Genomic DNA, 25,657 nt, shown 5'->3' with positions numbered 1-25,657 from the left:
CCGTAGGTATCAGGGGGTCAAAGGCTTTTGACCCCAACATCTTAATATAATATCATCAAAGAGAAAGGAATTACTACAATGCCACAATTAAATGAAAATTACTTAAACGTAAAAGACAGTTATTTATTCTCTGAAATTGCGCATAGAACAGCCGCATATACAGAACAGCATCCGGATAAACCAATCATCCGCTTAGGAATCGGTGATGTTACAAAGCCTTTAGGAGAAATCGTAATCAAAGCCTTACACGAAGGCGTTGATGCCATGGCTTCTTCTGAAACCTTCAAGGGATATGGACCAGAACAGGGATATGCAGATACTCGTGCTGCCATTGCTAGTTATTACAAGAAAAATGGCGTAGACGTTGATGAAGATGCTATCTTCGTATCTGACGGTGCAAAGAGTGATACTGGTAATATTACAGATTTATTTGGACCAGATAACACGATCATCATTCCAGATCCTGTTTACCCAGTATACGTAGATTCTAACATCATGTGCGGTCACAATAACATTGTATACATTTCAGGAAATGCAGAAAACAACTTCCTGCCAATGCCTGACCACAATCAACATGCAGATATCATCTATATCTGTTCTCCAAACAACCCAACTGGAGCATGCTACAACAAAGAGCAGTTAAAAGAATGGGTTGATTATGCATTAGAAAACAACGCTATTATCTTATTTGATTCTGCATACGAAGCATTTATTTCCGATCCTGAGCTTCCAAGAAGTATCTATGCCATCGAAGGTGCTAAGAAATGTGCAATTGAATTCTGCTCTCTTTCTAAAACTGCTGGATTCACCGGAACACGTTGCGGTTATACCGTTGTTCCAAAAGAACTGGTATTTACCGCTTCTAACGGTACAGAAATGTCCTTAAATGCGATGTGGAACCGTAGACAATGTACAAAATTCAACGGTACTTCTTATATCGTTCAGCATGGTGCTGCTGTTGTTTTCTCTGAAGAGGGAATTGCTGAATGCAGAAAGAACATCGAATACTATCAGAAAAACGCAAAAGTAATCGCTGATACTTTAACCAAATTAGGTATTCGCTTCTTTGGCGGTATCCATTCTCCATATATCTGGTTTGAATGTCCAAACGGAATGGAAGCATGGGAATGTTTTGATTACTTATTAGAAAACATCCAGGTTGTTGGAACTCCTGGTGCCGGATTCGGCGAAAATGGAAAGAACTTCTTCCGTCTGACTGCTTTCGGAAGCTACGAAAGTACAGTAGAAGCAATGAATCGCTTTGAAAAGTTATTCGGATAAATCCTAAAAATACGGGTTTCTTTGACTATGGGATAGTGAGTGAGAACGAAATCATTTCGGTCAGCAATCAGGCTACGGAGCTTCCAAATCTGATACATGTTTTCTCTTGTTCCACACTAGGACAGACGAAAATCTTATCTCTCCTCCAGGGACAAATGGCTATGTAAGCTCCTTCGCAGATTGCTTTACCGGAATGGTTTCATTCTTTGTAGTATATTGGCTTCTCCCATATTCGTGTGGAGAAACGGAGTGTGGAAAAAAGGAAGGCAGTTCGTCTTGTGCCATGCCAAGCCCGACTAGCGGAGCGGATTAGGGTTTGGCTCGGGGTAGATCCAGACAGCTTTGGTTGTTCTTACGTTCTGGCATCCTAGGCGCAGGAGGAGAAGTTTGCTTCTTCACTTAAGCCATTCTCCTACATAAATACATTATAAAAAGAACATCCTTGATAAAATGTTCAGTATCTTATAAACACTGGTTTCATCAAGGATGTTCTTTTCTTTAACAATTCTTTTTATTCTCCATCTTCATCAGACGGTGTATCGGATGGTGCTTCCGTTGGCGGCGTAGCCGTCGTCGGCGCCTCTGTGGTTGATGCTTCTGTAGTTGCTGCCTCCGTCGTTGTTGCTTCTGTGGAAGCCGCTGTAGTATCAGATGATTTTGCCGTGCTGGCTTCCGTCTTTTGTGTAGAAGCTGGTATGGAGGATTCCCCACCATCATAATTTTTAAAGTTCTCGGTACTGTCTAAATTTTTATGAATATCATCCATAAAATCCTTCCAGATATACGCAGGGTACGTATTGCCATGAAGGTTATACATAATCTTATGATCATCTCTTCCTACCCAGATGGCCGTTGTATAATATGGTGTATATCCACAGAACCATCCATCTCGGTAATCACTGGTAGTTCCTGTCTTACCTGCCGTATCAAAGCCATTGATCTTCGTACCCTTTCCAGTACCTCCGGTAACAACGCTTTCCAGTACATCGGTCATCATATTGGCCGCACTCTTGGAATAAATCTTCTTCGTTCCTGTAGAACCCTTTACGATTAATGCACCTGAAGAATCAGTAATCTCTTCGATACATGTTGGGGCCCGATATTCTCCATCGTTTGCAAGCGTAGCAAATCCTGCAGCCATCTCCTCTGTGGTAACCCCATAAGTCATACCACCAAGACAGGTCGTATAATACTTATAGTCTCGTTCCACCAGATGAGAAAAATGCATCTTCTCCAGATAAGAAAGAGCTGTCTTTGGCGTCAGGCTTTCATAAAGTCTCATGGTTGCCACGTTACTGGATTTCATAACAGCTGCTCTTAAAGAAATACTTCCTCTATAGCTGTTTCCTGAATTTCGAACCTTATGAGGATCACTACTGCTCATTGGACTATCATCCACGGTAGAACCAGGAGTATATCCTCTCTCCAGTGCTGGTGCATATACCAGAAGCGGCTTCAAACCACTTCCCGGCTGTCTTGCACTCTGATAAGCCCGATTTAGCGTATAGCCTTCCAGATTATCCTGAGAACGCCCACCCACAATGGCTACTACCTTGCCTGTTTTATTGTCAATACAGGTTCCAGCAGCCTGTACCTTATATACTCCATCTTTTGTATCTGTGTAAGAAGCCAGATTCCTGTTGATGGCACTTTGCAGCTCATCCTGCTTGTCAAAATCGATACTGGTATAGATGCGATAACCTGCCGTATACAGCGTACGCTTACACGTAGCATAAGCTTTGTTGTATTCCTCTTCATAGGCTTCCTTATCACTGTCATTATTAAAGGAATACCGGAACTCAAATCCACTGTCCTTCATCAGACTTTCCGTAGCACAATGAATAACATAAGTCTCCACATAATCATGCGTTTCCGTTGTTTTCTTCTTCACAACCTTAATTTTTTTAGAAATAGCTTCGTCATATTCACTCTGTGAGATATAGTTATCTTCCAGCATATCCTTTAGAATCTTATTACGTCTTTTTGTAGTTGCCTCTGGATGATTGTACGGATTATACATCGTTGGACCATTTGGGATTGCAGAAAGATATGCAATCTGTGATAAGGAAAGCTCATCCGCATTAAGATTAAAATATCCCTGTGCCGCAGCCTGAATTCCATAATACCCATTGGAATAATAAATATTATTCAGATAGAATTCCAGAATATCCTGCTTACTATAGATCTTTTCTAATTCCAGAGCAACAAACATTTCTTTGATCTTTCTCGACCAGGTGACATCATTATTCAGGAAAATACCGCGGGCCAGCTGCTGTGTGATCGTACTGGCTCCTTCATGAATCTCACCTTTATTCTTGACCAGTGCTACTGCTGCACGAGCAATTCCCTTTAAATCAATTCCATGATGATCGTAAAATCGGCTATCCTCAACAGCCACAACCGCATCGATTACCTTCTGTGGAATCTCACCATACTCCAAATAATAAACATCCTTTTCTCCCTTTAGCTTGGTGATCAGTTCTCCATTGGTATCATACACCAAAGTGGTCTGATTCGCCTTAAAGGTATCCCTGGTTGCCCCGGAAACCAGCTCCACTGCCTCTTTCTTCATCTCAAGCAGCGTAATCCCAAGCTTGATTCCCACGCCAATACCCACGACCAGAAAGATTGCCAGTACAGCAAATGCGATCCGGCTGATCAGGGTCTTCTTTTTTGACTTTTGTTTTATCTTCTTTTTTTTGACCTTTTTCTCTTCTGCCATAATTTCACCTCGTATTATATTGCCATTCTTTCCTTTACATGAAGTTTCATGCTCCCCATACTTATAGGGCTTATAACACTGTCTTCTGATAATCGCAGCCTAATTGCTCTAACATTGCAAGCACTTCTTTTCTGCATGTAAATATCACAATCTGCCCATGAGATTTTGACAAATAGGATAACGTCTTACGGAGCCGCACATCGTCAAAATTCCCGAATACATCATCCAAAATCATAGGAAATTCCTCTTCGGGGAATAACAAGTCTGCGGCCGCCAGACGAACTGCAAAATATATCTGTTCGACAGTTCCTGTACTTAAATAATCTATATCAAGAAAAGATCCATCTTTCTCTACGACAATTCCCATAGAGTCATCGATTTTGACCTTTTCATAAGCACCATTGGTAATTTCTGCAATAATAGAGGATACTTTCTCATGGAAACTGCTTCCAAATTCCTTATGAATTTCCTCTGAAGCTTCCATAATCGCTCTCATGGCCGCTTCCATTGCCTTTCTATTATACTCTGTTTCCTCTGCTTCTTTTTTAAGATTCTCAAACCTGATTCTTAAATCTTCATTAAATTCCTGTTTTTTTTGTATCTGTTCTTTTTTTATCTTCAGAATCTCAAGCTGATACTCCCATTTTTGACGTTCCAATGCCCTTTTATCTGGGAATCCAAAAATCCTGCGAATCCATTCTACTATTCTTTCTAATAAGGTCTGCGGCTTTGCTTTTTGATGCAGACGCCCTTCTATCTCTCTCTCTTCTCGTAAAATTGCCTGAAATTCTTCCTCTTGGTCTTCCAAATCTCTGATCTGAGCTCTGATCTGATTTAGTTCATCATAGACCGGAGCCTTCTGAGATCTCCTGATTTCCCTTCGCAAATAGGAAATGGCTTTTTCCACATTCACATCCGTCGTTTTGCTCTGGCTCATATTCGCCATATAATTCTTTATCATCTGGCTTAAAGATTTATCTGTCTTCATAGCACCCTGACTAATACAGAGAGTCTGTAAGAATCCCTCCTTCGTCATAGAGAACAGGTTCCCCGAAGGCTCCTGTCCCTCTAGCACCTTTTTCCCCATAGCGGTCTCATAGATAACGATGTCCTTCCCATTGGAAAAGTCTCTCTGAATCTGGTAATCCTCTCCCTGAAAGGAAAAATCCAAACTTCCTCCATAAATTCCTCCCATATAAGGCTGATATTTATGAAATTCATCTTTTTTGGATGCCGCCCCTCTCTTTCGATCGATGCCAAACAACATGCTGACCAGAAACGTACGCAGTGTTGTCTTCCCTGCCTCATTTTCCCCATAAATAACATGAATGCCATCAGAAAATGAAAAAGATCTTCTATGAAATTTCCCAAAACCCATAATTGTACACGCTTTGATCTCCATGTATCTCCCTCTCTAATCTGCAGTGGAAAGCAATGCCTTCATTGCATAAGAAAGTGCCTTTGGATCATCTCGCAGTTTCTTCATCACCGCTCCTATGAGATTATCCTGGTTGGCCTTTAACATCTCGTCAAAATCTCCAAAAGCCATCAACTCGTCTTCGATGGATACAATCATAAACTCTTCCATCAAATCCGTAAGATCCAAATGAATCTTCGGATCTACACTTCCTGTCAATACAAGCCGAAACAGGTTCTCGGTTCCCATTCTGGACAACTCTGTTTCTATGATGTCATAGATTTCCTCTTCAGACATTGTATCATATAACACGACCTCTGCTTTCTGGTAACATCTGGACGCAAATGGTACAAATGTTACAATCTGTTTTTCTTCCGTAATCTCTCCTAATAAATATCCATGCATTCCTGTCTCCGTGGCATCCAATGGTTCCAAAGATCCCGGGTATGCCATTAAGTCCTCATATATCATCTGCGGCTTATGAATATGCCCCAGAGCAATATAATCGAAGCCTGACCACTTTAACTCCTCAAAGTCAATGGGAATATGCTTTGCATCTCCACCATGTGCCAAAAGAATGTGGATTCCTTCCTGTCCATTTGGCTTTACGCCCTGATAACAAGGTCTGGTAATCTCCTGACACCAGTAGCTAAAGCCATATACATAGGTTTTCTCTTCTTCAAAATAAAGACACTCCATCTGTCGGTTCGTCAGTACGTACGTATTGGATTCAAAGGAATATGACAGATATGGCGAATTTTCCCCAATATAATCATGATTCCCGGCAATGATCACCGCCTTTGCACGTACAAGCTTTCCCAGCATGTAGTCCAATTCCCGTAAATCCTGAATTAAGGGCTGTTTATGAAATAAATCTCCGCTGATCAACAAAAAATCTGCATCTTCTCCATTCACCACTTCGATCAGGCGCTGGAAGCTTTCCCGTATCTCTTTCCTGCGGGTCTTACTCCAGGGTTTTCCTTTCTCTGGCTCTGCACCCAGATGAATATCTGCTGCATGGATAAATTTCATAATGACACCCCTTTCACATTGTTTTCATTATACCCTATTTCCATTTCACATTCCACTTTTTTTCTTAGAATCCACCTTACAAAGTTCGATTTATCCACCCACATGCATAATTTGATGTTAAAATATACATACTACATTTGGAAAGGAAGTTATCATATATGGATGAAAGAATTCTTACATTAGCAAAAAATCTGGTTCATTATTCCTGCAAAGTAGGTCCTGGAGACCGGGTTCAGGTTCATTATACCGGAAGCGATACAGAATCTCTGGTGCGCCAGATCATAAAAGAAATATACCTTGCAGGAGGAACCGCTTATCCTGTCTATACCAACCCAAGGGTTCATCGGGAGATGCTCCTTGGCTGTACAGAAGAACAGCTCAGGCTGATGGCCAGATCAGATGCTCTTACCATGTCTCAAATGGATTGTTACATCGGCATCCGTGGCGCCGAAAATGTGTCTGAATATGCAGATGTTCCAGCTGAAAAGCTCGCTCTGTACGACACATTCTACTCCACACCCGTCCATCATGAAATCCGTGTTCCCAAAACAAGATGGGTAGTGCTCCGTTATCCAAACAGCTCTATGGCACAACTGTCAAATACCAGTCTGGAAGCCTTTGAGGATTTTTATTTTCAGGTATGCAATCTGGATTATTCTAAAATGGAGCAGGCTATGCGACCTCTGGTCGCCCTGATGAATCGCACTGATCAGGTTCATATCAAAGGGCCTGGCACTGATCTTAGGTTTTCTATCAAAGGAATTCCTGCCATTCCTTGTGCTGGTGAGATGAATATCCCAGATGGTGAAGTATTCACAGCACCAAAAAGGGATTCTATCAATGGAACCCTCACCTATAATACTCCTGCTGTTTTTCAGGGATATACCTATGAGAATATCTCCCTCACCTTCCAAAATGGTAAGATCATACAGGCTTCTGCCAATAATACAGAAAGGCTTAATCAAGTTCTGGATACAGATGATGGTGCCCGTTATATTGGCGAATTTGCCTTAGGTGTTAATCCTTTTATTACAAATCCAATGAAGGATACACTTTTTGATGAAAAAATCTGTGGCTCCTTCCATTTTACGCCAGGAAACTGCTACGATGAGGCTCCCAATGGCAACGCATCTGCCATCCATTGGGATCTGGTCTGCATACAGACTCCTGAATATGGTGGTGGGGAAATTTATTTTGACGATGTTCTCATTCGTAAAGATGGAAGATTTGTTTTAGAAGAACTGGAGGGATTAAATCCAGAACATTTGATATAAGTGATCAGAAAATGATAAAACTCAATTATTTCAGTAAAGCAATCTATATAGGAACTTCCAAAATCCGATTGTCCACCGAAATAATTGAGTTTTCTATGTTTATTCTGTATAACTGTAGAATTCGTTTCCGCCTTTTTTAAATTCCTTCTCCAACGCCTTTCGTTCTCCCTGAATAGATTCTCCTTTGACCGGATCAATATATCGTAGCTTGGTGCTGTTATAACTCATAACTACAATATAGGTTCCATTGGCACGTTTGGCGATGAATGGTCTTCCTTCGCTGATATAGTAGACCACATCCTCCAAAGAACAGCCGGATAAGTTCACAGCCCGTTCTTTAAAGTATTTACTTAAAATATCCATCGGCTCGCCTTCTTCTTTTACCAGCGTTTCATAAGAAGTATTGTCCGCATTCAGCTTTAACAGCATCTTCATGCAGGCTGCAAAAGACTCTTCCTTATTCTTAGCCTTTACAATACTGACATTCGGCACCTTGGCATATTCTTTTGCCACTCCTTTTTCCCAGATATAGTTCTGCTTGCTGTTTACTACAACGCCTGCGCCGTTCTTAGCTGCATCGATTGCCTCTTTTACACTGGTGTAAGTTCCCTGAAGCGTTCCTTTGGCATATACATAGCATTCCTTCTGTCTCGATTCATTGCTGGCAAAATCAATGGTCTTATAATTGCCGGATACCTTTTCTTGTGTATTTGTAAGCTTTGGCTCATCCGTGACATACACATAAGTCGGAAAGGTCATATACAACTGATTATAAAGGTTAGAATCATAGCTATATTCAAATATAATCTTCTCACTCTTATCTTCTTTATAGTGGATATAGTCATCTACCAGCTTCTTATACTTACCTCCCTGTCGGGTTGCCCTGGTCATCTTAACCACATTGCCCTCTGTAGACGCTGAGAGAATGTAGACGCCTGATTTTTTATAATTTTTAATCTCCTTTAAATCTTTATCTACAATCTTGATTTCCTTCATCAGAATGGTCATACTTCCATCCGATTTCTTTTGTACATCTGATTTATTGGCAATCCCATAGATAAAGTCTGTTTCAATAAATCCGATCCCACAGATTTGTTCCTTGTCGCCACATGTAATTGTCTGTTGCTTCTCGTTTTCCATATTGGTAATCGTAATGCTATCCCCATCCGAAACAGCCAAATATCCTTTTTCAGAAGAAACGATAGTATCTGCTTCTACATTGGTCTGCAGAACCTCATAGTCCTTATCGGAAGCATCCACTTTGTAAATGCTTCCATCCAAATAGAAATAGAATACATCTTCTTTATTCAGATAAGCAAGCTTTGAGAGTGCCTCTTTCATATTTTCATAAGGAACCTCTGTCGGTATGAACATCACTTCCTCATTAACCCGTTCCTTATAATCAAATCGATATACACAGATTCCATTCTCTCCTTCATGAACGCCTCTGTTCATGTATCCATATACAACAAAAATCATGTCCCCATTCTTATCCATATTCAAAATATCGATCTGATTTTGATCATAATTATTGCGCACATCCCGGTAATCCTCTCCAATAAAGCTAAACACCTGAACCATCTCATCCTGCTGAAAATCATAAAACCACAGCTGATCCTGTTGAACAAATGCCGCCATCTCGCAGTCATTCTGGGTATGGAGATCCTTATCACTTCCTCCGGTTGTTCCAATAAGAAAACGATTTTTGCCACCATCTACTGCATCGTATTGGAAATATTCCTCCTGAGTTCTTTCATATCCCAGCAGATACATACGGGAAACAGAATAACGGACTTTATAATATTCTGTTACCATAAAGTACCGCTTTTCTCCCTTACTGTTTTCATAAGAAAGAATACTTCTCATCTCCACAGATGATAAGTCCTCAGTAATTTCCTTCACCATTGGAGGATAGGACTTCTCTACCACAGGCTTCATACCTGCGTAACAGATGACATCACTATTGGATTGAATGTCCACCTTAGACAGATTATTATTTTGATAGGATGCATTGGGCTCAATAAACTGGGTGACATACTGCTCACCTTCCGTATCCCCTGCCAGTGCAGCCTCATGGAATTTCTGGATAAAGTCCATACATTCTGTAAAATGAAGCTCTGTTCCATATTTAAGCCGGGTATAATAGTGGACCTCTACCCCTTTTTCATTCTCGATGGTAAGTTCCATCAGATAGACCTTTCCCCGCTGCAGCTTCTTCTTTAAGGTAACTGCCGCTTTAGTCGTCTTATCTGATCTTTGAAAGGATGCAATTCCACTTTCTCTGACTGTTTCATTATCCGTCTCATAGATCGTATAGGATACAGAAGAAATTCCTTCTGTCACCTCACTAATAATAACGTCAAATCTATAGCTGGTCTCTAACGGCACGATAGAATCCCTGAGCAGATTCTTGTCCATACTACCTGTATAGCCATGCATATTATTAATATGATTTTCTCCCACCTGAATAGACAGGATCGGCAATGAAGCTTCGCTGGTCTCCGCTACTGCTCTGCTATTCCTTCCCACAAATATGTAATTAAAGAATACTACCGACAGAAGAAATACCAATCCAAAGATTATGCCTGAAAGCAGCTTTTTATTATCCACGTATGTCCTCTCCTTCCCATAACAACTTTTCTAATGTTGGCTTCACACCAAGCAGCTGACAACAATTTCTATATTCCTCCGTCTGCTTCTTCGCTCTCTCTCCACCTTTCACTGCACGAATCAGAATGTTCTTCGGTGTATGCTCCATATCAATAAATTCCAGCAGCTGGGTTCGGTAACCCTCCATCTCCAGAAGCTTTCCCCGCAGCCCATCGGTTGCCAGTGCAGCCATTCTCTCCTTCAGAAGTCCATAATCCATGATTGGCGCCAGACTCTCATTGCCGATCTGCTGATTCAGCTCGTGCTGACAACATGGTACAGATAAGATTACCGACGCATTCCATTTGACCGCTTTATGAAGCGCAAAGTCCGTTGCCGTATCACAGGCATGGAGAGTCACCACCATGTCCACCGCATCTACACCATCGAAATTCTCAATATTTCCAACGTAAAAATCCAGCTTGTTAAATCCATATCTAATTCTGAGCTGGTTGCAATGGGCGATAACATCTGCCTTTAGATCCAGGTCAATAATTCGGATATCATATCCCTTCATTTCTTTTAAATAATAATACATGGCAAAGGTCAGATAAGACTTTCCGCACCCAAAATCAATGATAGTAAGCTCTCTTCCCTTTGGTAAGTCCGGAAGAATATCCTCAATAAATTCCAGAAAACGATTGATCTGGCGGAACTTATCGTATTTGGTCCGGACAATTTTCCCTTCCTTTGTCATCACACCTAAATCAATCAGAAATTGTACTTTTGTCCCTTCATCAATGATATACCTTTTCTTACGATTATGAGACAGGCTCTTCTGACAGCCTCCGATCTTTTTTCTCTTTACTGTAATTTTGCCTTTTTTGCTGATCAGCCCATGAATGGTCTGTGTCTTTGTAACAATTTCCATCTGCTTATAATCGCGAATATACCCTTCAAACAATTCCATAATGCCCTCTTTGGTCAGATTTTTATGAAATGCCTGCCTTTTGGTAAAGGATTCTGCCTGAAAATACAGGCAATCCTTAATTAAGACAGGTCGGATTTTGATCTTTGTGATCTCCCCCGCCTGTCTTGGATTACTGATTATGATGGATACTAAATCTATATTTAAACTTTCCTCAACCAATGCAAGAAACTTTTCCATTACATCACCTTTTCCTTATAAAATTCAGGCCCAGCCTGGATATAAATAATTGTAATGGGTTTTTCTATAATGTTCAATCTGTTTTTTTGAAAACGACAAATCTTAAGTATTTATTCAGAAAAAATATCTTCTTTTTCTACGATATCGACATCTTCTATGATGCATTTCATCACAAAGCATAACCTGAACCAAATGCTTTAAATAAGGTGATTTCTCATCGTGGTATTTTACTTTATCATAAATGTCTCCTACCAGCTTCATAACGGAAACTTTATCCGGATACTGATCAAACATCATGCTTCCTGCATATTCCATCTTATCACATTCATCCTCTACAAACTCTGCAATTTCTTTGGCAATACCCGGATACATCCGCTTTAAATATAAAATATCATCTTCATATTCATTTTCATCCGTCATAAACCGCTCGGGAAGCCATATGGATAAATCGTCTTCCCGATGATAGATCCCCTGTTCAATTTCTTCAAATGTAGGAAGTTTCTGAAATGTCTGCTCCCGTTCCATATTCTCTTTCTCCTTTTTTCATTCCTTCTGATATACTATATGAAAAAAGAAAAAAAATGGTTCACAGAGCCTTCGTTCTGTCAGTTTCCATTATAGAATGGAACTGCCAGATACAGCTGTGTCTGTTCATTGGATTCATCATAACTTATGATCATCTGAATATTCAGCCTTTTTCCATCCCGTTCATAATAGTCAGAAATCAACGGGCTATAGCAATAAATCGTGTCCCGATATTCATCCTTATATTCCAATGCTACTTTTGCCTCTAATATGGAAAGGAGTTTTTCCTCTACTTGGTCTTTCTCATCTCGATCTAAAATTCCTTTAAAACTTCCATGTACATATAGACTGGTCTCCGTCTCAATACCATTTTCCTCCATTATAGATTCCAGTTTCTCTCTCATTCCAAAGATTTCTTCCACATCTTCAATGGCAACCTCGGTAGAAAGATAATTCCTGTTGTCCACCGAAGAAATCCGAAACCAGACTCCACCATCTTCTCCTTCCTTTTTCAAAATCATAGTTTCCACATTATCTTCTTTAACCGTATCGATGGTATATTTCTTCGTTAAACCAGCCTGTTCTGCCAGTTTTTTCAAAATATTTCTCCTGGTTTTCTGATTTAGCTTCTTTTCTCCCAATGAACCAGATACCATGACCTTGCCCTCAATCGGAATACTTTCACTGGCTTTAAATGCTTCCATCAACTTATAATCATTTTTTGCAGTAAGATTCATGAATCCCTGAATAAAGACCATGGACCAGAGCAGAATCAGAAACCATATCTGGTATCGCTTCATTCCTATCACACTCCTTATTCAAAAAGTATCTCCCAAATTTTACTTTCTATACATTTACAACTACAACCAAAGAAGAACGGCGGATAAAGAATTCTTTATCCGCCGTTCTTCTTGGTTTTATATAGATGTTAAGTAAGAAATTGAAATGGCTTATAAAAAGCATTTCCAAAACAAATTGGTCATACCAATTATTTCGAAAAAATAATTCGAAGTGTAATCCCTTTATTGGTCCTACCAATCTGATAATTACATTATAGTACCTTTCTTTTTTTCTGTCAATATTTTTATATTTTTTGTACAATATCGACGATTATTCCATTCCATTTTTGTGCACTTCCTCATAATCTTTATATTCCTTAATATAACGAAAATGAAGATTTAACCCCTGACGTCCTTTTAGATAATTTCCTTCCACGAAGCCTTCGACAATTCTTCTATGAGCATTGATCAGACGTTCATCACTTTTCATACCCTCGATAATCTTGCCTCGCATCGTAGGAATATAACGATCCATAATATTATTTAACGCTTTGTAGTTTGATATCATGTAATCATTTTTTGAAGCCTGTACCAGAAGATAATGGATAGCCTTATCGTATTTTACCCGAGTCTCTTCCCGATCCGCTGTAATCAACTTCTTATAATATTCCTGCATCTTCTGTCTCTGCTGGTCTGTAGCCTGACGTACTGCAAGGTTCATCGCCTGCCACTCTAACGCATAACGGAATTCTGTAATATGATCATAATCCATATCCTTTAACATATACATGAATGTCATAACTTCCGTTAATGTCTCTTCAAAATTCCCCGCAATGTAATTTCCAGAACCGTGAAAACTCTTAATAACCCCCATATTATCCAGTGTGCGCAATCCCTCTCTTACAGAATTACGGCTGACACCAAGAATTTCTGCCAATTCCCTCTCCGGTAGTAACTGATCACCTGGTTTTAATGCCCCAGCCAAAATCTCCCTCTTCACATAATTAATGATTTTCATGTAAGACTTTTCCACGAATCAATCTCTCCTTCTTGGATTAAAAACACTATCTGTAAAAAAATTAACATTTAAATTGCTCATTTCACAACCATTTGCAAATCAATGCTTTTCTCCCATAAATGCAAAAGCAGACAAAAGAAACCCATTTCAAAAATTTCTCCTGCCCACTTTTCTCTTAAACGTTTGGGATTTTTTACCTCTGTTAACTGTCTTATCATTTATGCAAATTGTAAGAGCTGCCCGGTAAAGGTGACTCCACCCAGGCCACCTCATGGCACATAGAATGTTCTACTTAGTGCTGCTTCGTTCCCGACCTGACACGGTTCGTAGGTTCTATTGCATGAGACCAAGGCTTCAACGTCACCAATACCGGGCAACCCTCACTCTATGAAATGAAGTTTTCATAACATACCCTCACATAGTATCAAACTTCTGCTTTTTTGTCAATTAGTTTTTCTGCTTTTTTCTTCTGTCTTAATTCTTTAAAGAATTGAGACAGCATCTCTGAGCACTCTTCTTCCAGAATTCCCGTTTCCATTTCCACCTGATGGTTAAACTGCTTCATCTGGAGAAGATTGATAATAGAGCCTGCACAGCCGGCTTTTGGATTCATACTCCCTATCACCACCTTGGAAATTCGTGCCTGCACAATGGCTCCTGCACACATCTGACATGGTTCTAAAGTCACATACATGGTACAGCCTTCCAGCCGCCAGTCGCCAAGCTTCTTACTTGCCTTTGCCATGGCCAGCAGTTCCGCATGGGCCAATGTCGTTTTATTCTTATTTCTTTTATTATACCCTCTGGCTATGATCTTATCCTCATAGACGATGACACATCCAATGGGTACATCTCCGATGGCATATGCCTTTTTTGCCTGTTTCATGGCTTCTTTCATATATCGTTCCTCTTGTGTCATAAGTTTTACTCCTTCATAAAGACATATTTTCCTTCTCCACTTCATAAAATAAAAGCAAAAAGGAGTAAGAAAGTTGTCCGAATATCAGCGTATTGTATCCTATCTCTACGAATACAAGAATGGAATCCGGGGTAACAATGTGGGATTTGCCCGTGTAGAAACAAGAGATCAGCAGCTAAAGATTTCCTTTACCCTGAATACCGCACAAAGTCTTCCTCTGTTAACCCTTTACTTTTATTATTATGACCACGGAAAAATGCTTGGCATTCCGTGGGATGAAATCAAAGAGGTTCCCCGTCATTATGAATATAAGGAAACCTTCCGTACCGATGAGGTGTTTCAGAACTGTCCGCCTCTGATCGATATGGATGGTATTCTATTCTATTATGACGATCACCATTTTTACGGATCTCAATGGAAGGAAAATTCCATCAATCTCCGTCTGTTTGAAAAGCCACATACCAGACCGCCACAGCTGGAAGAATATATCGAAGCTCTGTCTCTTCATGAACAGACTCCTTTTCCTGAAGAAGCAGATATTTCATCTGAAGCAGCTACATCCAAGGAGACCTTGCCATCAACGTCTTCCTCTACAAAAGAAGAAGTCCTCCCTTCTCCTGATGAAGTATGGGAACATTTTCCAAAGCTTGAGCCTGTTCTGACCCCAGATTATTCTGACTGCATTAAAATTCATTTTGATGATATTCCTTCTTTACCTTTCCTGCCAAAGGATTTAAGCGGCAATGGATTTTTGAAAATGCAGGTACAAAGCTATGGACATCTTGTACTTGGCCGAAAGAAACTGACCAACAGCTATTATGTTGGCATCCCTGGTGTCTTCAGCAATCAGCGAAACTTCGTCGCTCATTTATTTGGCTTTCCCGAATTTATTACTATACCGAAAAAAAACTTAAAAACCGGCAATTTTGGTTATTGGATCATGACAATAAGTCACTAAGCTGGGCAAATTGTTCCAGCGTCAGCTTTTCTCCGCGTACCGTAGCTGGAAGTCCCATCTTTTCTAAGGCTTCCACTACCTGCGCTTTGGTTACCGCAAGCTCTGCACAATTATTCAGTCCGTTCTGCAGTGTTTTTCTTCTCTGATTAAAGGATGCACGTATCAGGCGGAACATGAAGTTTTCATCTTTTACCTGTACCGGCTTTTCTTTATGTCTGGTCAGACGAATAACTGCAGATCCTACCTTCGGTCTTGGCATAAAGCAATTTGGAGGTACATTGGCTACCAGATACGGTTCGGCATAATATTGGACAGCCAGAGAAAGTGCTCCATAATCCTTCGTTCCAGGTCCAACCTGCATGCGGTCTGCCACTTCCTTCTGTACCATAACCGTAATATTTTCCACCGGAACTCCACTTTCAAACAAGCCCATGATAATCGGGGTTGTAATATAATATGGCAGATTGGCCACGACCTTGATCGGTCTTCCCTGATTCTTTTCTTGAGCCAATGCGTTCATATCCAGCTTTAAGATATCTTCGTTGATAATCGTCACATTGTCATAGTCCTGCAGCGTATCTTCAAGAATAGGAATTAGATGCGTATCAATCTCTACCGCTGCCACTTCCCTTGCATGTTCTGCCAGATACTGAGTCATAGTTCCAATTCCAGGACCAATTTCCAGAACAAAATCTTCTGGTCCCACATCTGCCGCAGCAATGATCTTATCCAGCACATGGGCATCGATCAGAAAATTCTGCCCATATTTTTTCTGAAATGCAAAGTCATATTTTTTAATAATTTCTATGGTTTTCTGAGGGTTGCTTAATTTATCATTCATCATCATTTATCCCATTCTATAAAGTGTTTCTGCATTTTTTCGTGTTACCATTACCACCTCTTCATAAGAGGTTCCTTTTAAATCAGCAATCTGCTGCGCAACATAAGGCAAATTTAAAGAGGAATTTCTCTTGCCCCGATTTGGCTCCGGTGCCAGATATGGACTATCCGTCTCCAATACGATTCGGTCCAAAGGAATATATTCTACTGCTTCCTTCAGCTTTCTTGCATTTTTAAAAGTCACAACGCCTCCAACTCCAATATAAAATCCCATATCCAGAAATGTCTTGGCCAACTCCTTGGAATAGGAATAACAGTGTACGACTCCACCAATGTCCTCTGCCCTTAATGCCTTCATCATATCCACCGTATCCTTCGCCGCGTCTCGGCTATGAATCACGACTGGAAGTTTCTCTTCCCTTGCTAATTCCATCTGGGCCTCAAACCATTTTTTCTGAATAGCTCTGTCTGGCTCGTCCCAATAATAATCCAGCCCAATCTCTCCAATGGCCAAAATCTTATCCTGACGGCTGGCATTGCGGATATATGCAAGGTCCGCCTCCGTTAATCCTTCCGTATCACATGGATGAATGCCCACTGCTCCGTAGACAAACGGATATTTTCTAGTCAAGGCAAGTGTATCCTCAATGCTCTTTTTGTCGGAAGAAATATTGACAATGGTCGTAATTCCTCCTTCTTCCATAGAAGATAACAATGCATCCCGATCCTCTTTAAATGCATCGTCATCAAAATGTGCATGTGTTTCAAATATCATTTCTACTTCTCCCATTTCTGTCTTTTCTAATCCCACCAAAAAAACCATACATCTGATTTCATCAGAGTATCCGCTAACTGTCCTATCGTCGCATCGCCACAACATTGCTCTACGATATCCGGACAAAATGCATATTGCTCTTCTCCAATGGCAACTGCCTCTTGTGCAGTCTCAGGTCTTTGCGGCACTCTTCCTTCAATCATATCTTGTGCAATAACCACCGGTTCCAAACCGTATGTCTCCACCCAGTATTTCATCACTGCCATAATGTATTCCGTAGGCGGGCACTCATTCCATCCTCCCATGGGTACCCAGGCAAATACCTCCCATGGATGTTCCGTCGGTATTTTAGCAAGAATCACTTCCAAAGTAGAATCCCAGTCATCCGGCATAAATCCAATAAATTCATTCATGCCTTCCCCTCGTTCCACATCACTGACCACTTCTTCCCATGGCTCGCCCTGCTTTTCCAGATATGCTTTGATCTCTGCCAGATATCCATTCAGGATTTCTTTTCCATCGTGTTTTTTATATTCCTTCAAATAATATTCTGGTTCTTCTGCCTCTTTCATTCTATTCAAAAGCTCCTGATCTGGTACCACCAGTATCGGAACATAGCCCTTTTGCTTTCCGTCTTCTTTGGCTTCCTCATAAACCTTCAGCACCTGACTGGCCTCATCCATCGGAGGAATGATCTCATATTCACAGCCAATCTGATCCGCCATTTCCTGTGTCATGTTCTTTCTCATTCTTTACTTCTCCTGTTATAGAAAACTTCCATTCAATACAGGTATTATACCTGTCCTATCATTGAATTGCAACGAAAAGAAAACTTCTCCATATGGCATGCATACAGAGAAGCCCTTCCTCTTAATTATTTAATTTTGTATGTTCTTGTCTTAGATACATTACCAGATTCATCTGTCACGGAAATACGGAATTTCTTTCCAGACTTTAAGGTATCTTTGGTCTTTATGGTAAACCTGTTATTCCAATTCGCTTCCTTTCGATAAGTCTTTCCATTATAAACGATCTTTACCGTTCCATAGGCCAATGCTCTTCCTCGAATGGTTTTTGTTCCCTTTTTATATAAAGTAGCTGTTGGTGCCTTCGGAATCTTTCGCACGACCACCTCCGTAGAATAACTCTTTACTCCGGCTGCATCTTTGATATAAACCTTAATCTTGGTCCCTGCTTTTACATTTGGTATTTTAATGGAAAATTTTCCTTTACTGTCCGTCTTCTTAGCTGCTTTATAAGTTTTCTTATTGATCACTGCATATGCTCTGGAGCCTTCCTCTGCCGTTCCTTTTACAATCCTTTTCCCAATTGCCCAGTAAGTTACATTCGGAGAAGCTGGTCCTCTGAGATCCACCCCTGCAAAATAATATCCATCCACATCTTTCGTCGCCTGTAACTTCACATAATAGGTTCCTTTTTCTAATCTTCTTTTGATTCCAGCACCGGTCCAATACCATCCATCACCATTGTCCTCACTGGTGCTATTATAGTTTGGATCGGAATGATATACCTTGGTCGTTCCATCCGGCTGATATAGTGTCAGATCAAAAGCTGTATCCTCTGTAAACTGCATACCTTCTGTAGAAAAGATGACATATCTTTTGGCTGGTAATGTGAATTTATACCAGAATGTATTGCTGCTTCCCTGCTGAAAGATTCCTATAAGGAGTTTATCATCATAACCGTCTCTTGGTACTTTCAGCTTTATCGCTTCTTCTTTTGTATTCTGACGATTCAGACTGATATACTTATCATTCAAGGTCACCCCTGTGGTCAGAAAATAAATTCTCGCTCCTTTTGTTACTTCTTTTGGCAAAGTAATAGTAAACTTATACGTTCCAGAATTCAAAATTGCATTTGCTATATAGCTTGTCACATATCCATCTACGTAATCATTTAACTTCATCTGAGAAACCCTCTGATCATTCTCATCAAATTCACTGATCTGATCATCGTATTGATAAAATTCCACAGGCTCTCCATCCTTCGTAATCTGAAAATCAGAAGTTAGATCCTCGATGGATGCATTATATTCCTCATCGTCCGTTTTATTATAATTTACCAGAGGCCACATAGAAACTCCATGAGGCACTGCCAGGGTCGTTTCCATCTCATAGACCGTCTCCCCCTCCTTCACAACACCTTTCACCTCATTTCTATCGAAAACACTCTCTCCAATGACATATCCGGATGGAGTGTCAAAGGCTTTCTTTCGATTCTTCTGGAATGGCATCTTCTGTGCAGATGTCATGGTTTCCTTCTTGACGGCAGCCTGTACCTCACTGCTGCCCCATCCAAATAGCCCAGTCAATATCATGACTACGGCTATCAGATATGCTATGATCCGCATTCCTTTCTTCATCATTCCACCTCTGTCTCTTATTTAATCTTATAAGTTCTTGTCTTTGATACATTTCCGGAAATGTCCCTTACAAAGACCTTCACTGTTCTACCTGATTTTAATGCTGCTGTCTTTACTGTAAATTTTCCTTTTTTGCTGGATTTTACCTTATAAGTTTTTCCGTTGTATTTTATGGTCACTGTGCCATCATAAACACACTTTCCGCTGATTTTTTTCGTTCCGGCTTTGTATTCAGTCAGCGTTGGTTTCTTCGGAATTTTTCGCACTGTAACCGTTTTGGAACGGCTGGATACTCCCAGACTATCTTTTACTCTGACCGCAATCTTCGTTCCCGCCTTTACTGCTGGAATCGGAATAGAGAATTTTCCATCCGATGTAGTCTTCTTTTTGGCATAATAGGTCTTTCCATTCACCTTAGCATAAGCCTTGGAGCCCGGTTCCCCTGTTCCTTTTACTATTTTTTTCCCAAGTGCCCAATAGGTCACTTTCGGTATCGCTGCACGTGGAAGGTCCACATCCAATTGAAAAAGTCCGTCACCTAAGTGATCCCCTGGTGTCACCTTTATATAATAAGTTCCCTTTTTCAGTTTTTTTGAAAATTCCATATTAGATAGAGAAATCAGATCAGATTCTCCGTCTGCATCTTTGTCTGTTTCCACAATTCCTTTATATACCTTTTCCGTGCCATCCGGATAATATAACGTTAAGACTGCCGTCTTTTTCGTATTAAAGACAATACATGTCATATCCAATTCCACATATCTGTCTGCCGGAAGCGTAAATGTATACCAGTATTCCTTCTCTTCTCCTGCCATATATCCAGCTCCACTGCTGAAAGCCTCATCATATGTCATATGATTATATTTATTAATTGTTGGAACCGGAATCTCTCTGGCTGTTGCCTTCGTGTTAGCGGCCTGTTCCTCATCAATCATAACACTACCTTCCAGACCAAGGTAGATCTTCGCTCCATCCGTCGCCTTCTCTGGGATCTCAAACGTAAATGTATAAGTGCCCGGGTTTAAAATCTGCTCTATCATATAATATGGCGTGTTGGCATCTACATGATTTGGCAGCATAATAGAATCTGTCTTTGCGTTCAGTTCATCAAATGGCGTTTCTCCAGAATATATCTGATACAAAGAAACAACCTTGCCTTCTTTTTCTAAAGTAAACTTTGTCTTGTCCTTCACGTCCTTCTGTGCATACTGGATCATAGGTGTTCCTAACAAAATTACTGTTTTGGTCAAATTCATCTTTACCGTATAGATATGTTCTCCAGGCTGTGCCTTTCCCTTCAATTCTATCAAGTTATCATCTTTTATGGCTGCTGCATCGATGTAACTTCCGCTTTCTGTTGTAAAATCATCTTCTTCCAGGCTCTCCTGTGCTGCCTGAATCTGTTCCTCTGTCATTTCAGGAAGCTGATCACACTTCTTCCTGGCGGACACGGTGGATTCGCTTCCAAGACTGATACAGCCTGCCAGCATGATCAGGGCTAAGCATCCGGAAAGCCACTTATATACCATCTGTTTCTTCATGTCGACCTTCCTTTCTACTTGATCGTATATGTCTTCGTCTTTGACACGTTACCAGAGCTTCTACGTACTTTAATGGTAAATTTCTTACCCTTTTTCAATGTGGTATCTGTTGCGATCACAAAGCTCTTGTTCTTTCCTGTATTGGCTTTATATGTTTTGCCATTATAAGTAACAGTTACTGTTGAATAAGCAAATGTGCTCCCCTTAATGTTCTTCGTTCCACTCTTGCAGGCAGTTACCTTCGGAGGTGCTGGAATGGCTTGTACGGTAACTGTTTTTGCATTGCCATAATATCCTTTTGCATCAATAACATAAACATCGAATTTTGTTCCCGCTTTCACCTTTGGAATAGAAATCGAAAATTTTCCATCAGAACCTATCTTTTCTTTTGATTTATATTTCTTTCCATTGATCAATGCATACATTCGTCCGCCAGGTTCCTGACAGGTTCCCTTTACGACCTTCTTGCCAAGTGCCCAATAAGTCACCGTCGGTTCCTGTGCTCTGCTGACATAAGGAGTGAATGTAAAGCTTGCATCTGTATCTGTCTCATCAGCTGTGATCTTAACATAGTAGGTTCCTTTCTTTAATAAAAGACCGGTATTATCCCAAAAAGATCCATTGTCATACATCCCCTCGATGATTCCTTCTCCAAAATCCCATTCTCCTGTGGTCTTTGCCACATAGGTCTTCTCTATCTTCCCTGTAGCTGCATTGATAACTGCAATCTTAATTCTTTTATTGCTGTCATACAAAGCATACTCCAGATCAAAAGTAAATTTTCTTTCCCCTGGAAGCACCATCTTATACCAGTAGACCTCTCCTTTCTCATGTGTCAAAATACCAATATGAGACATATCATCTTCATAATTATATGGAACCTTTATCTTTCTGGCTGTTTTTTGTGTATTACTATCGATCATGGTTCCATAATAATCATGTGCCTCTTTCAGAGCAGTAAAACTATACTCTAACAACACCCTGGCTCCCATAGTAACCTGCTCTGGCATAGAATACACCAGTTCATACTCTCCTGCCGGTAACAATTGCTTAAAATAACAATATGCCTGTACCGCACTGGTCCGATTCTTCATCGTAAGCACTGCTGTCTTCTTCTCCAGCTTGGAAAATGGATCATTTCCCTCCAGTTTCTGATAGCATCGATATTTTTTTCCATCATGATAAAGCGTAGCCGTACTTTCCAAATCTCCAATAAGCTTATTATATTCCGTGTCCTTGCTTGTATATTGAATCTTTGGTATCAGTTCTATCTCTCTTGGCTCTTTTAACCGGAAGTAAATCGTAAATTCAGATTCGCCCTCCGGTATAGAACCCTTGATCTTTCCTTTGTTATCCTGAATGGTAATTGGGCTGACTGCATCATAATCCCCTTTCAAAGACATCAGAGGATCTGCCTGTACCGAAGTTGGCATCATGAGCACACTGCAGACCATAGTCAACGTAAGAATCAAACTGAGTATTCTTCTTTTCTTTTTTCCCATTATTCTTCTCCTTATCTTTTTATTTCCTTTTTTATTTTGGGAACAAAGTCCTATATGATAAAAAAGGATGTATTCTAATTCCTAATTATAGCAAAGGGAAAATTAGAATACATCCTATATACGTGAAATGTAATGATTTGTACCTAAATTGTAACATTTTTCGTTTGCAGATCAGATTCTATGAAATCGACAAGCTGAGACGGGTGTTCAATGATCGCCGCCGGGCCAAAAGCTTCCAGCTCTTCTCTCTGGCGGAATCCCCATAATACACCGATGGTGGTCATTCCAGCTCCAATGCCAGTCCTCATATCCGTATTGGTATCCCCGATATAAAGACACTCTTCTGGTCTGATTCCAAATTCCTCTGCAATCCGAAGTGCTCCGCTTGGATCCGGCTTCTTTGGTACACCATCGATCTGTCCTGCAATAGCATCAAAGTATCCTTTTCCAAAGACCGTTTCAATGTTCATGATTGCCTGCTGATTCGGTTTATTTGATAAGACTGCAAGCTTCATATTCTTTTTCTTTAGCTGCTCGATCATCTCTGGGATTCCTTCGTATGGATGCACTCCGTACATACTTTCTTTTCCAAAGATCTCCATATAATCTTTACAGGCCTCTTCCCAATGAATCAATTCCTTATCACCTAAATAGGTCAGTGCTCTTTTGATCTGATTCCGATAGCCATCTCCTACCATCCACTTAAATTCTTCTGTTGGCACTTCTCCCAGGCCATATTTGCGCAATGCTTTGTTACTGCAATAGGAAAGTGCCGTCAATGTATTTAGTAAAGTTCCATCTAAATCAAAAATACAGCATTTATACATCTTTATTCTTTTCTCCTTTTATTGCATATGATTTTACTAGTAATATTATACCGCAGAAAAAATCTTTTGTACATAAACTTACACATGGCTAGACTATAGGTAAAAATTGTAACACAGTCTTAGGAATTTATTTAGAATTGCTTCATAGAAAAGTAACTAATTTCATTTTCATTATGCTATACTATATTTACAAAATAAAAGTAAAGGAAATGATTATGAGTTTTGATACAATACTGGCACAAATGAGAGTATTTCTGCCTATTGCAATTCCTTGTTCACTGGCAATCATTGCTCTCATTTTTGTTTTATATAGATTTATTTTAAAAAAAGATTTAAAAACCTGGAAACTACTCCTAGGATTTTTATTTATATTGAATATTATATTTATTATATACCTTACATTTCTTACGAGAAATGAAACCTATGGAGAGATCGATCTGAATTTATTCCGTTCCTACCGTGAGGCATGGAACACTTTCTCTATCCGGAACTGGCAGCTGATTATTTTTAATATTCTGGTATTTTCACCACTGGGAACCTTGCTCCCTCTGCTGTTCGAAAAATTCCGCCGGCTATGGCGTACTGCGGGAGCAGGATTTCTCTTTTCTCTTGGAATTGAGCTGAGTCAGCGAATAACCCAGAGAGGATTGTGTGAGGTGGATGATCTGTTCCATAACACCTTGGGGGTACTGTTAGGCTACTGCCTCTTTCATTTTATCTGGCTGGCCTTTCAGAAGATACGCTGGAAGCCTTTGCGAATGACGGCATCTATTGTTCCTCTATTATTATGCATCAGCATTTTTTTAGGAATTTTTTATCGCTATGACCAACAGCCCTATGGAAATCTTCCAATTGATTATACTTACCAGGTTCCTTTATCGGATTCCATCGTATCCTTAAAAAATGATCTGGAGCTTCAGAACAAGCAGCTTTCTGTCCCTGTTTTTGTACCAAACGGCTGTACAAGAAAGGAAGCCTGTCTCTTTGCTTCCAATCTGTTTGATCAGATGGGAATTGAAGGAACTTCCCGCTATTCTTATTATGAAGATTCCATCATCAGTTATCGCGGAAATCATAATATTACTGTGTATCTGAAAGACTGCAGCTATGAATATCACTATGTACAATCCGAGGGAAAGCCTGTCTGGGGCGACATTGGAACACAGGTAGTAAAAAGCCGCCTGCGAAAATATGGCATTGAAATTCCGGAACAAGCCATTTTTAGCAAACCATCAGAGGGAGTTTATCAATGGACCGTCCAGCGTTCTGTGGATTCCCTTGGTGATGTTTCTGGTACTCTGACCTGTATTACATCCAAGAATGGAGCGATCTATTCCATTGACAATCAACTGGTACAGCAATCCGTCTATGCCAAAGAAACGATCATCAGTGAAACAGAAGCCTATCAGAAACTGGTAGATGGATACTTTCAGATCAGTCCACATAATTTGAAGATACATGAACTGAATATCAATGGCATCTCTCTGACCTATTCTCCGGATACAAAAGGCTATTATCAGCCTGTATATCTATTCAACTGTGAAATCAACGGAGAAAAGAAGGATCTGGTCATTCCCGCACTGGGACAATAATATGTAACCAAAAAACTGCCAGCAGGATTTCCCTGCTGGCAGTAAAAATATTATCTTTTTTGATTTTATTTCTTGACGGGAATCGGCTCAAATGAACCGACAACTCCCTTCTTATTTGAATGATAGACGAACCAGTGCCCGCTTCAGGGCCAGTTCTGCTCTGACCATATCCAGGGAATTATCTCCTGACTTTAATCTCTGTTCTGCACGATCTTTCGCTTTCTGTGCACGCTGTTTGTCGATTTCATCCGGCCATTCTATCGTTTCTGCCAGAATGGAAATCTTCTCTGGAAGGATTTCTACAAATCCGGACATTAACGCTGCCTGTTTCTTCGTGCCATCACCTTCCGTAATCGTAAGTACTCCTGGTGCAATAATCTGTGTCATTGGAATATGCCCCGCATAGACCCCTACCTCACCTTCTGTGGTGCGGTATTCGATCATCGTTGCAGCTCCATTGTAAAAAGAACGATCAGGAGAGATAATTTCCAGTTTAAACTGTTTCTCCGCCATAA

At 40.3% G+C, this 25,657-nt stretch carries 21 protein-coding genes and 1 other RNA gene; 4 read left to right on the top strand and 18 right to left on the bottom strand.

Annotated elements, in window-relative coordinates:
- The first annotated feature begins 78 nt into the window (after positions 1-78).
- Positions 79-1,281, top strand: a complete 1,203-nt coding sequence (locus BHF69_RS11970) for an LL-diaminopimelate aminotransferase (RefSeq protein ID WP_075671960.1) — start codon at positions 79-81, stop codon at positions 1,279-1,281.
- Positions 1,282-1,792: 511 nt separating this feature from the next.
- Here the strand turns inward: BHF69_RS11970 and BHF69_RS11965 are convergent.
- From BHF69_RS11965 to BHF69_RS11955, 3 genes are all read right to left on the bottom strand, one after another.
- A complete protein-coding gene (locus tag BHF69_RS11965) occupies positions 1,793-4,003 on the bottom strand; it encodes a transglycosylase domain-containing protein (RefSeq protein ID WP_075671958.1) in 2,211 nt (736 codons plus the stop codon).
- A 70-nt stretch (positions 4,004-4,073) separates the two neighbouring features.
- Entirely contained in the window at positions 4,074-5,405 is a 1,332-nt protein-coding gene (locus BHF69_RS11960; RefSeq protein WP_075671956.1) for an AAA family ATPase, read from the bottom strand.
- A 12-nt stretch (positions 5,406-5,417) separates the two neighbouring features.
- The gene (locus BHF69_RS11955) at positions 5,418-6,452 is read right to left on the bottom strand and encodes a metallophosphoesterase family protein (RefSeq protein WP_075671954.1); all 1,035 of its coding nucleotides are present in this window, start codon (positions 6,450-6,452) and stop codon (positions 5,418-5,420) included.
- Between the two features lie 158 nt (positions 6,453-6,610).
- Between BHF69_RS11955 and BHF69_RS11950 the strand changes: the two genes are divergently transcribed.
- Positions 6,611-7,726, top strand: coding sequence for an aminopeptidase (locus BHF69_RS11950; protein ID WP_075671952.1), 1,116 nt, complete (start codon positions 6,611-6,613; stop codon positions 7,724-7,726).
- Between the two features lie 99 nt (positions 7,727-7,825).
- On the opposite strand, the gene BHF69_RS11945 is transcribed toward BHF69_RS11950, so the two are convergent.
- The 7 genes from BHF69_RS11945 to tadA form a co-directional block, all read right to left on the bottom strand.
- On the bottom strand, positions 7,826-10,336 hold the full coding sequence (locus BHF69_RS11945) for a hypothetical protein (RefSeq protein WP_075671950.1): 2,511 nt from the start codon (positions 10,334-10,336) through the stop codon (positions 7,826-7,828).
- The gene (locus BHF69_RS11940; RefSeq protein ID WP_075671948.1) at positions 10,329-11,483 is read right to left on the bottom strand and encodes a class I SAM-dependent methyltransferase; all 1,155 of its coding nucleotides are present in this window, start codon (positions 11,481-11,483) and stop codon (positions 10,329-10,331) included. Before BHF69_RS11940 ends, BHF69_RS11945 begins: the two co-directional genes overlap by 8 nt.
- Before the next feature lie 114 nt (positions 11,484-11,597).
- Complete coding sequence (locus BHF69_RS11935) at positions 11,598-12,008, bottom strand: hypothetical protein (protein WP_075671946.1); 411 nt, start codon at positions 12,006-12,008, stop codon at positions 11,598-11,600.
- Positions 12,009-12,088: 80 nt separating this feature from the next.
- Positions 12,089-12,808, bottom strand: a complete 720-nt coding sequence (locus tag BHF69_RS11930; protein ID WP_075671944.1) for a YwmB family TATA-box binding protein — start codon at positions 12,806-12,808, stop codon at positions 12,089-12,091.
- Between the two features lie 310 nt (positions 12,809-13,118).
- A complete protein-coding gene (locus BHF69_RS11920) occupies positions 13,119-13,805 on the bottom strand; it encodes a FadR/GntR family transcriptional regulator (protein ID WP_083651343.1) in 687 nt (228 codons plus the stop codon).
- A gap of 218 nt (positions 13,806-14,023) precedes the next feature.
- An RNA gene (gene ffs, locus BHF69_RS11915) (signal recognition particle sRNA large type) lies at positions 14,024-14,217 on the bottom strand.
- Between the two features lie 12 nt (positions 14,218-14,229).
- Positions 14,230-14,724 carry a tRNA adenosine(34) deaminase TadA gene (gene tadA / locus BHF69_RS11910; RefSeq protein WP_075671938.1) on the bottom strand — a complete coding sequence of 165 codons (495 nt, stop codon included), beginning with the start codon at positions 14,722-14,724 and terminating at the stop codon, positions 14,230-14,232.
- 73 nt (positions 14,725-14,797) lie between these two features.
- On the opposite strand from tadA, the gene BHF69_RS11905 reads away from it, so the two are divergent.
- Complete coding sequence (locus BHF69_RS11905; protein ID WP_075671936.1) at positions 14,798-15,682, top strand: DUF6128 domain-containing protein; 885 nt, start codon at positions 14,798-14,800, stop codon at positions 15,680-15,682.
- Here BHF69_RS11905 and rsmA read toward each other — a convergent pair.
- The 7 genes from rsmA to BHF69_RS11870 all read right to left on the bottom strand — a co-directional run bounded on the left by rsmA (position 15,663) and on the right by BHF69_RS11870 (position 23,550).
- On the bottom strand, positions 15,663-16,523 hold the full coding sequence (rsmA, locus tag BHF69_RS11900; protein ID WP_075672306.1) for a 16S rRNA (adenine(1518)-N(6)/adenine(1519)-N(6))-dimethyltransferase RsmA: 861 nt from the start codon (positions 16,521-16,523) through the stop codon (positions 15,663-15,665). The two genes, BHF69_RS11905 and rsmA, sit on opposite strands and share 20 nt — an antisense overlap.
- 6 nt (positions 16,524-16,529) lie before the next feature.
- Positions 16,530-17,297, bottom strand: a complete 768-nt coding sequence (locus BHF69_RS11895) for a TatD family hydrolase (RefSeq protein ID WP_075672304.1) — start codon at positions 17,295-17,297, stop codon at positions 16,530-16,532.
- Between the two features lie 26 nt (positions 17,298-17,323).
- A complete protein-coding gene (locus tag BHF69_RS11890) occupies positions 17,324-18,046 on the bottom strand; it encodes a DUF4253 domain-containing protein (protein WP_075671934.1) in 723 nt (240 codons plus the stop codon).
- A 125-nt stretch (positions 18,047-18,171) separates the two neighbouring features.
- On the bottom strand, positions 18,172-19,683 hold the full coding sequence (locus BHF69_RS11885) for an Ig-like domain-containing protein (protein WP_143249554.1): 1,512 nt from the start codon (positions 19,681-19,683) through the stop codon (positions 18,172-18,174).
- 14 nt (positions 19,684-19,697) lie between these two features.
- Positions 19,698-21,221 (bottom strand): Ig-like domain-containing protein, encoded by a 1,524-nt coding sequence (locus BHF69_RS11880; protein ID WP_075671930.1) that lies wholly within the window; start codon positions 21,219-21,221, stop codon positions 19,698-19,700.
- Positions 21,222-21,235: 14 nt separating this feature from the next.
- Positions 21,236-22,723, bottom strand: coding sequence for an Ig-like domain-containing protein (locus BHF69_RS11875; RefSeq protein ID WP_075671929.1), 1,488 nt, complete (start codon positions 22,721-22,723; stop codon positions 21,236-21,238).
- A 143-nt stretch (positions 22,724-22,866) separates the two neighbouring features.
- Positions 22,867-23,550: an HAD family hydrolase gene (locus tag BHF69_RS11870; protein WP_075671927.1), complete on the bottom strand. Its 684-nt coding sequence runs from the start codon at positions 23,548-23,550 to the stop codon at positions 22,867-22,869.
- A 215-nt stretch (positions 23,551-23,765) separates the two neighbouring features.
- Between BHF69_RS11870 and BHF69_RS11865 the strand changes: the two genes are divergently transcribed.
- Positions 23,766-25,142, top strand: a complete 1,377-nt coding sequence (locus tag BHF69_RS11865) for a VanZ family protein (RefSeq protein WP_075671925.1) — start codon at positions 23,766-23,768, stop codon at positions 25,140-25,142.
- A gap of 111 nt (positions 25,143-25,253) precedes the next feature.
- Here the strand turns inward: BHF69_RS11865 and atpC are convergent, their stop codons facing one another.
- Positions 25,254-25,655, bottom strand: coding sequence for an ATP synthase F1 subunit epsilon (atpC, locus tag BHF69_RS11860; RefSeq protein WP_075671923.1), 402 nt, complete (start codon positions 25,653-25,655; stop codon positions 25,254-25,256).
- Positions 25,656-25,657: the final 2 nt, after the last annotated feature.

The sequence above is a fragment of the Anaerostipes sp. 992a genome (assembly GCF_001940245.1).
In the GTDB taxonomy this organism is placed as follows: domain Bacteria; phylum Bacillota; class Clostridia; order Lachnospirales; family Lachnospiraceae; genus Fimousia.
This window is presented reverse-complemented; position numbering and strand designations above follow the sequence as displayed.

Bases quoted from the DNA above. Each gene is read 5' to 3' on its own strand.
- BHF69_RS11955 (WP_075671954.1), bottom strand. From the start codon at position 6,452: ATGAAATTTATCCATGCAGCAGATATTCATCTGGGTGCAGAGCCAGAG.
- BHF69_RS11920 (WP_083651343.1), bottom strand. From the start codon at position 13,805: ATGAAAATCATTAATTATGTGAAGAGGGAGATTTTGGCTGGGGCATTA.
- BHF69_RS11960 (WP_075671956.1), bottom strand. From the start codon at position 5,405: ATGGAGATCAAAGCGTGTACAATTATGGGTTTTGGGAAATTTCATAGA.
- BHF69_RS11970 (WP_075671960.1), top strand. From the start codon at position 79: ATGCCACAATTAAATGAAAATTACTTAAACGTAAAAGACAGTTATTTA.
- rsmA (WP_075672306.1), bottom strand. From the start codon at position 16,523: ATGAATGATAAATTAAGCAACCCTCAGAAAACCATAGAAATTATTAAA.
- tadA (WP_075671938.1), bottom strand. From the start codon at position 14,724: ATGACACAAGAGGAACGATATATGAAAGAAGCCATGAAACAGGCAAAA.
- BHF69_RS11875 (WP_075671929.1), bottom strand. From the start codon at position 22,723: ATGGGAAAAAAGAAAAGAAGAATACTCAGTTTGATTCTTACGTTGACT.
- BHF69_RS11940 (WP_075671948.1), bottom strand. From the start codon at position 11,483: ATGGAAAAGTTTCTTGCATTGGTTGAGGAAAGTTTAAATATAGATTTA.
- BHF69_RS11965 (WP_075671958.1), bottom strand. From the start codon at position 4,003: ATGGCAGAAGAGAAAAAGGTCAAAAAAAAGAAGATAAAACAAAAGTCA.
- atpC (WP_075671923.1), bottom strand. From the start codon at position 25,655: ATGGCGGAGAAACAGTTTAAACTGGAAATTATCTCTCCTGATCGTTCT.
- BHF69_RS11890 (WP_075671934.1), bottom strand. From the start codon at position 18,046: ATGAGAAAGAACATGACACAGGAAATGGCGGATCAGATTGGCTGTGAA.
- BHF69_RS11865 (WP_075671925.1), top strand. From the start codon at position 23,766: ATGAGTTTTGATACAATACTGGCACAAATGAGAGTATTTCTGCCTATT.
- BHF69_RS11950 (WP_075671952.1), top strand. From the start codon at position 6,611: ATGGATGAAAGAATTCTTACATTAGCAAAAAATCTGGTTCATTATTCC.
- BHF69_RS11885 (WP_143249554.1), bottom strand. From the start codon at position 19,683: ATGATGAAGAAAGGAATGCGGATCATAGCATATCTGATAGCCGTAGTC.
- BHF69_RS11930 (WP_075671944.1), bottom strand. From the start codon at position 12,808: ATGAAGCGATACCAGATATGGTTTCTGATTCTGCTCTGGTCCATGGTC.
- BHF69_RS11935 (WP_075671946.1), bottom strand. From the start codon at position 12,008: ATGGAACGGGAGCAGACATTTCAGAAACTTCCTACATTTGAAGAAATT.
- BHF69_RS11870 (WP_075671927.1), bottom strand. From the start codon at position 23,550: ATGTATAAATGCTGTATTTTTGATTTAGATGGAACTTTACTAAATACA.
- BHF69_RS11880 (WP_075671930.1), bottom strand. From the start codon at position 21,221: ATGAAGAAACAGATGGTATATAAGTGGCTTTCCGGATGCTTAGCCCTG.
- BHF69_RS11895 (WP_075672304.1), bottom strand. From the start codon at position 17,297: ATGATATTTGAAACACATGCACATTTTGATGACGATGCATTTAAAGAG.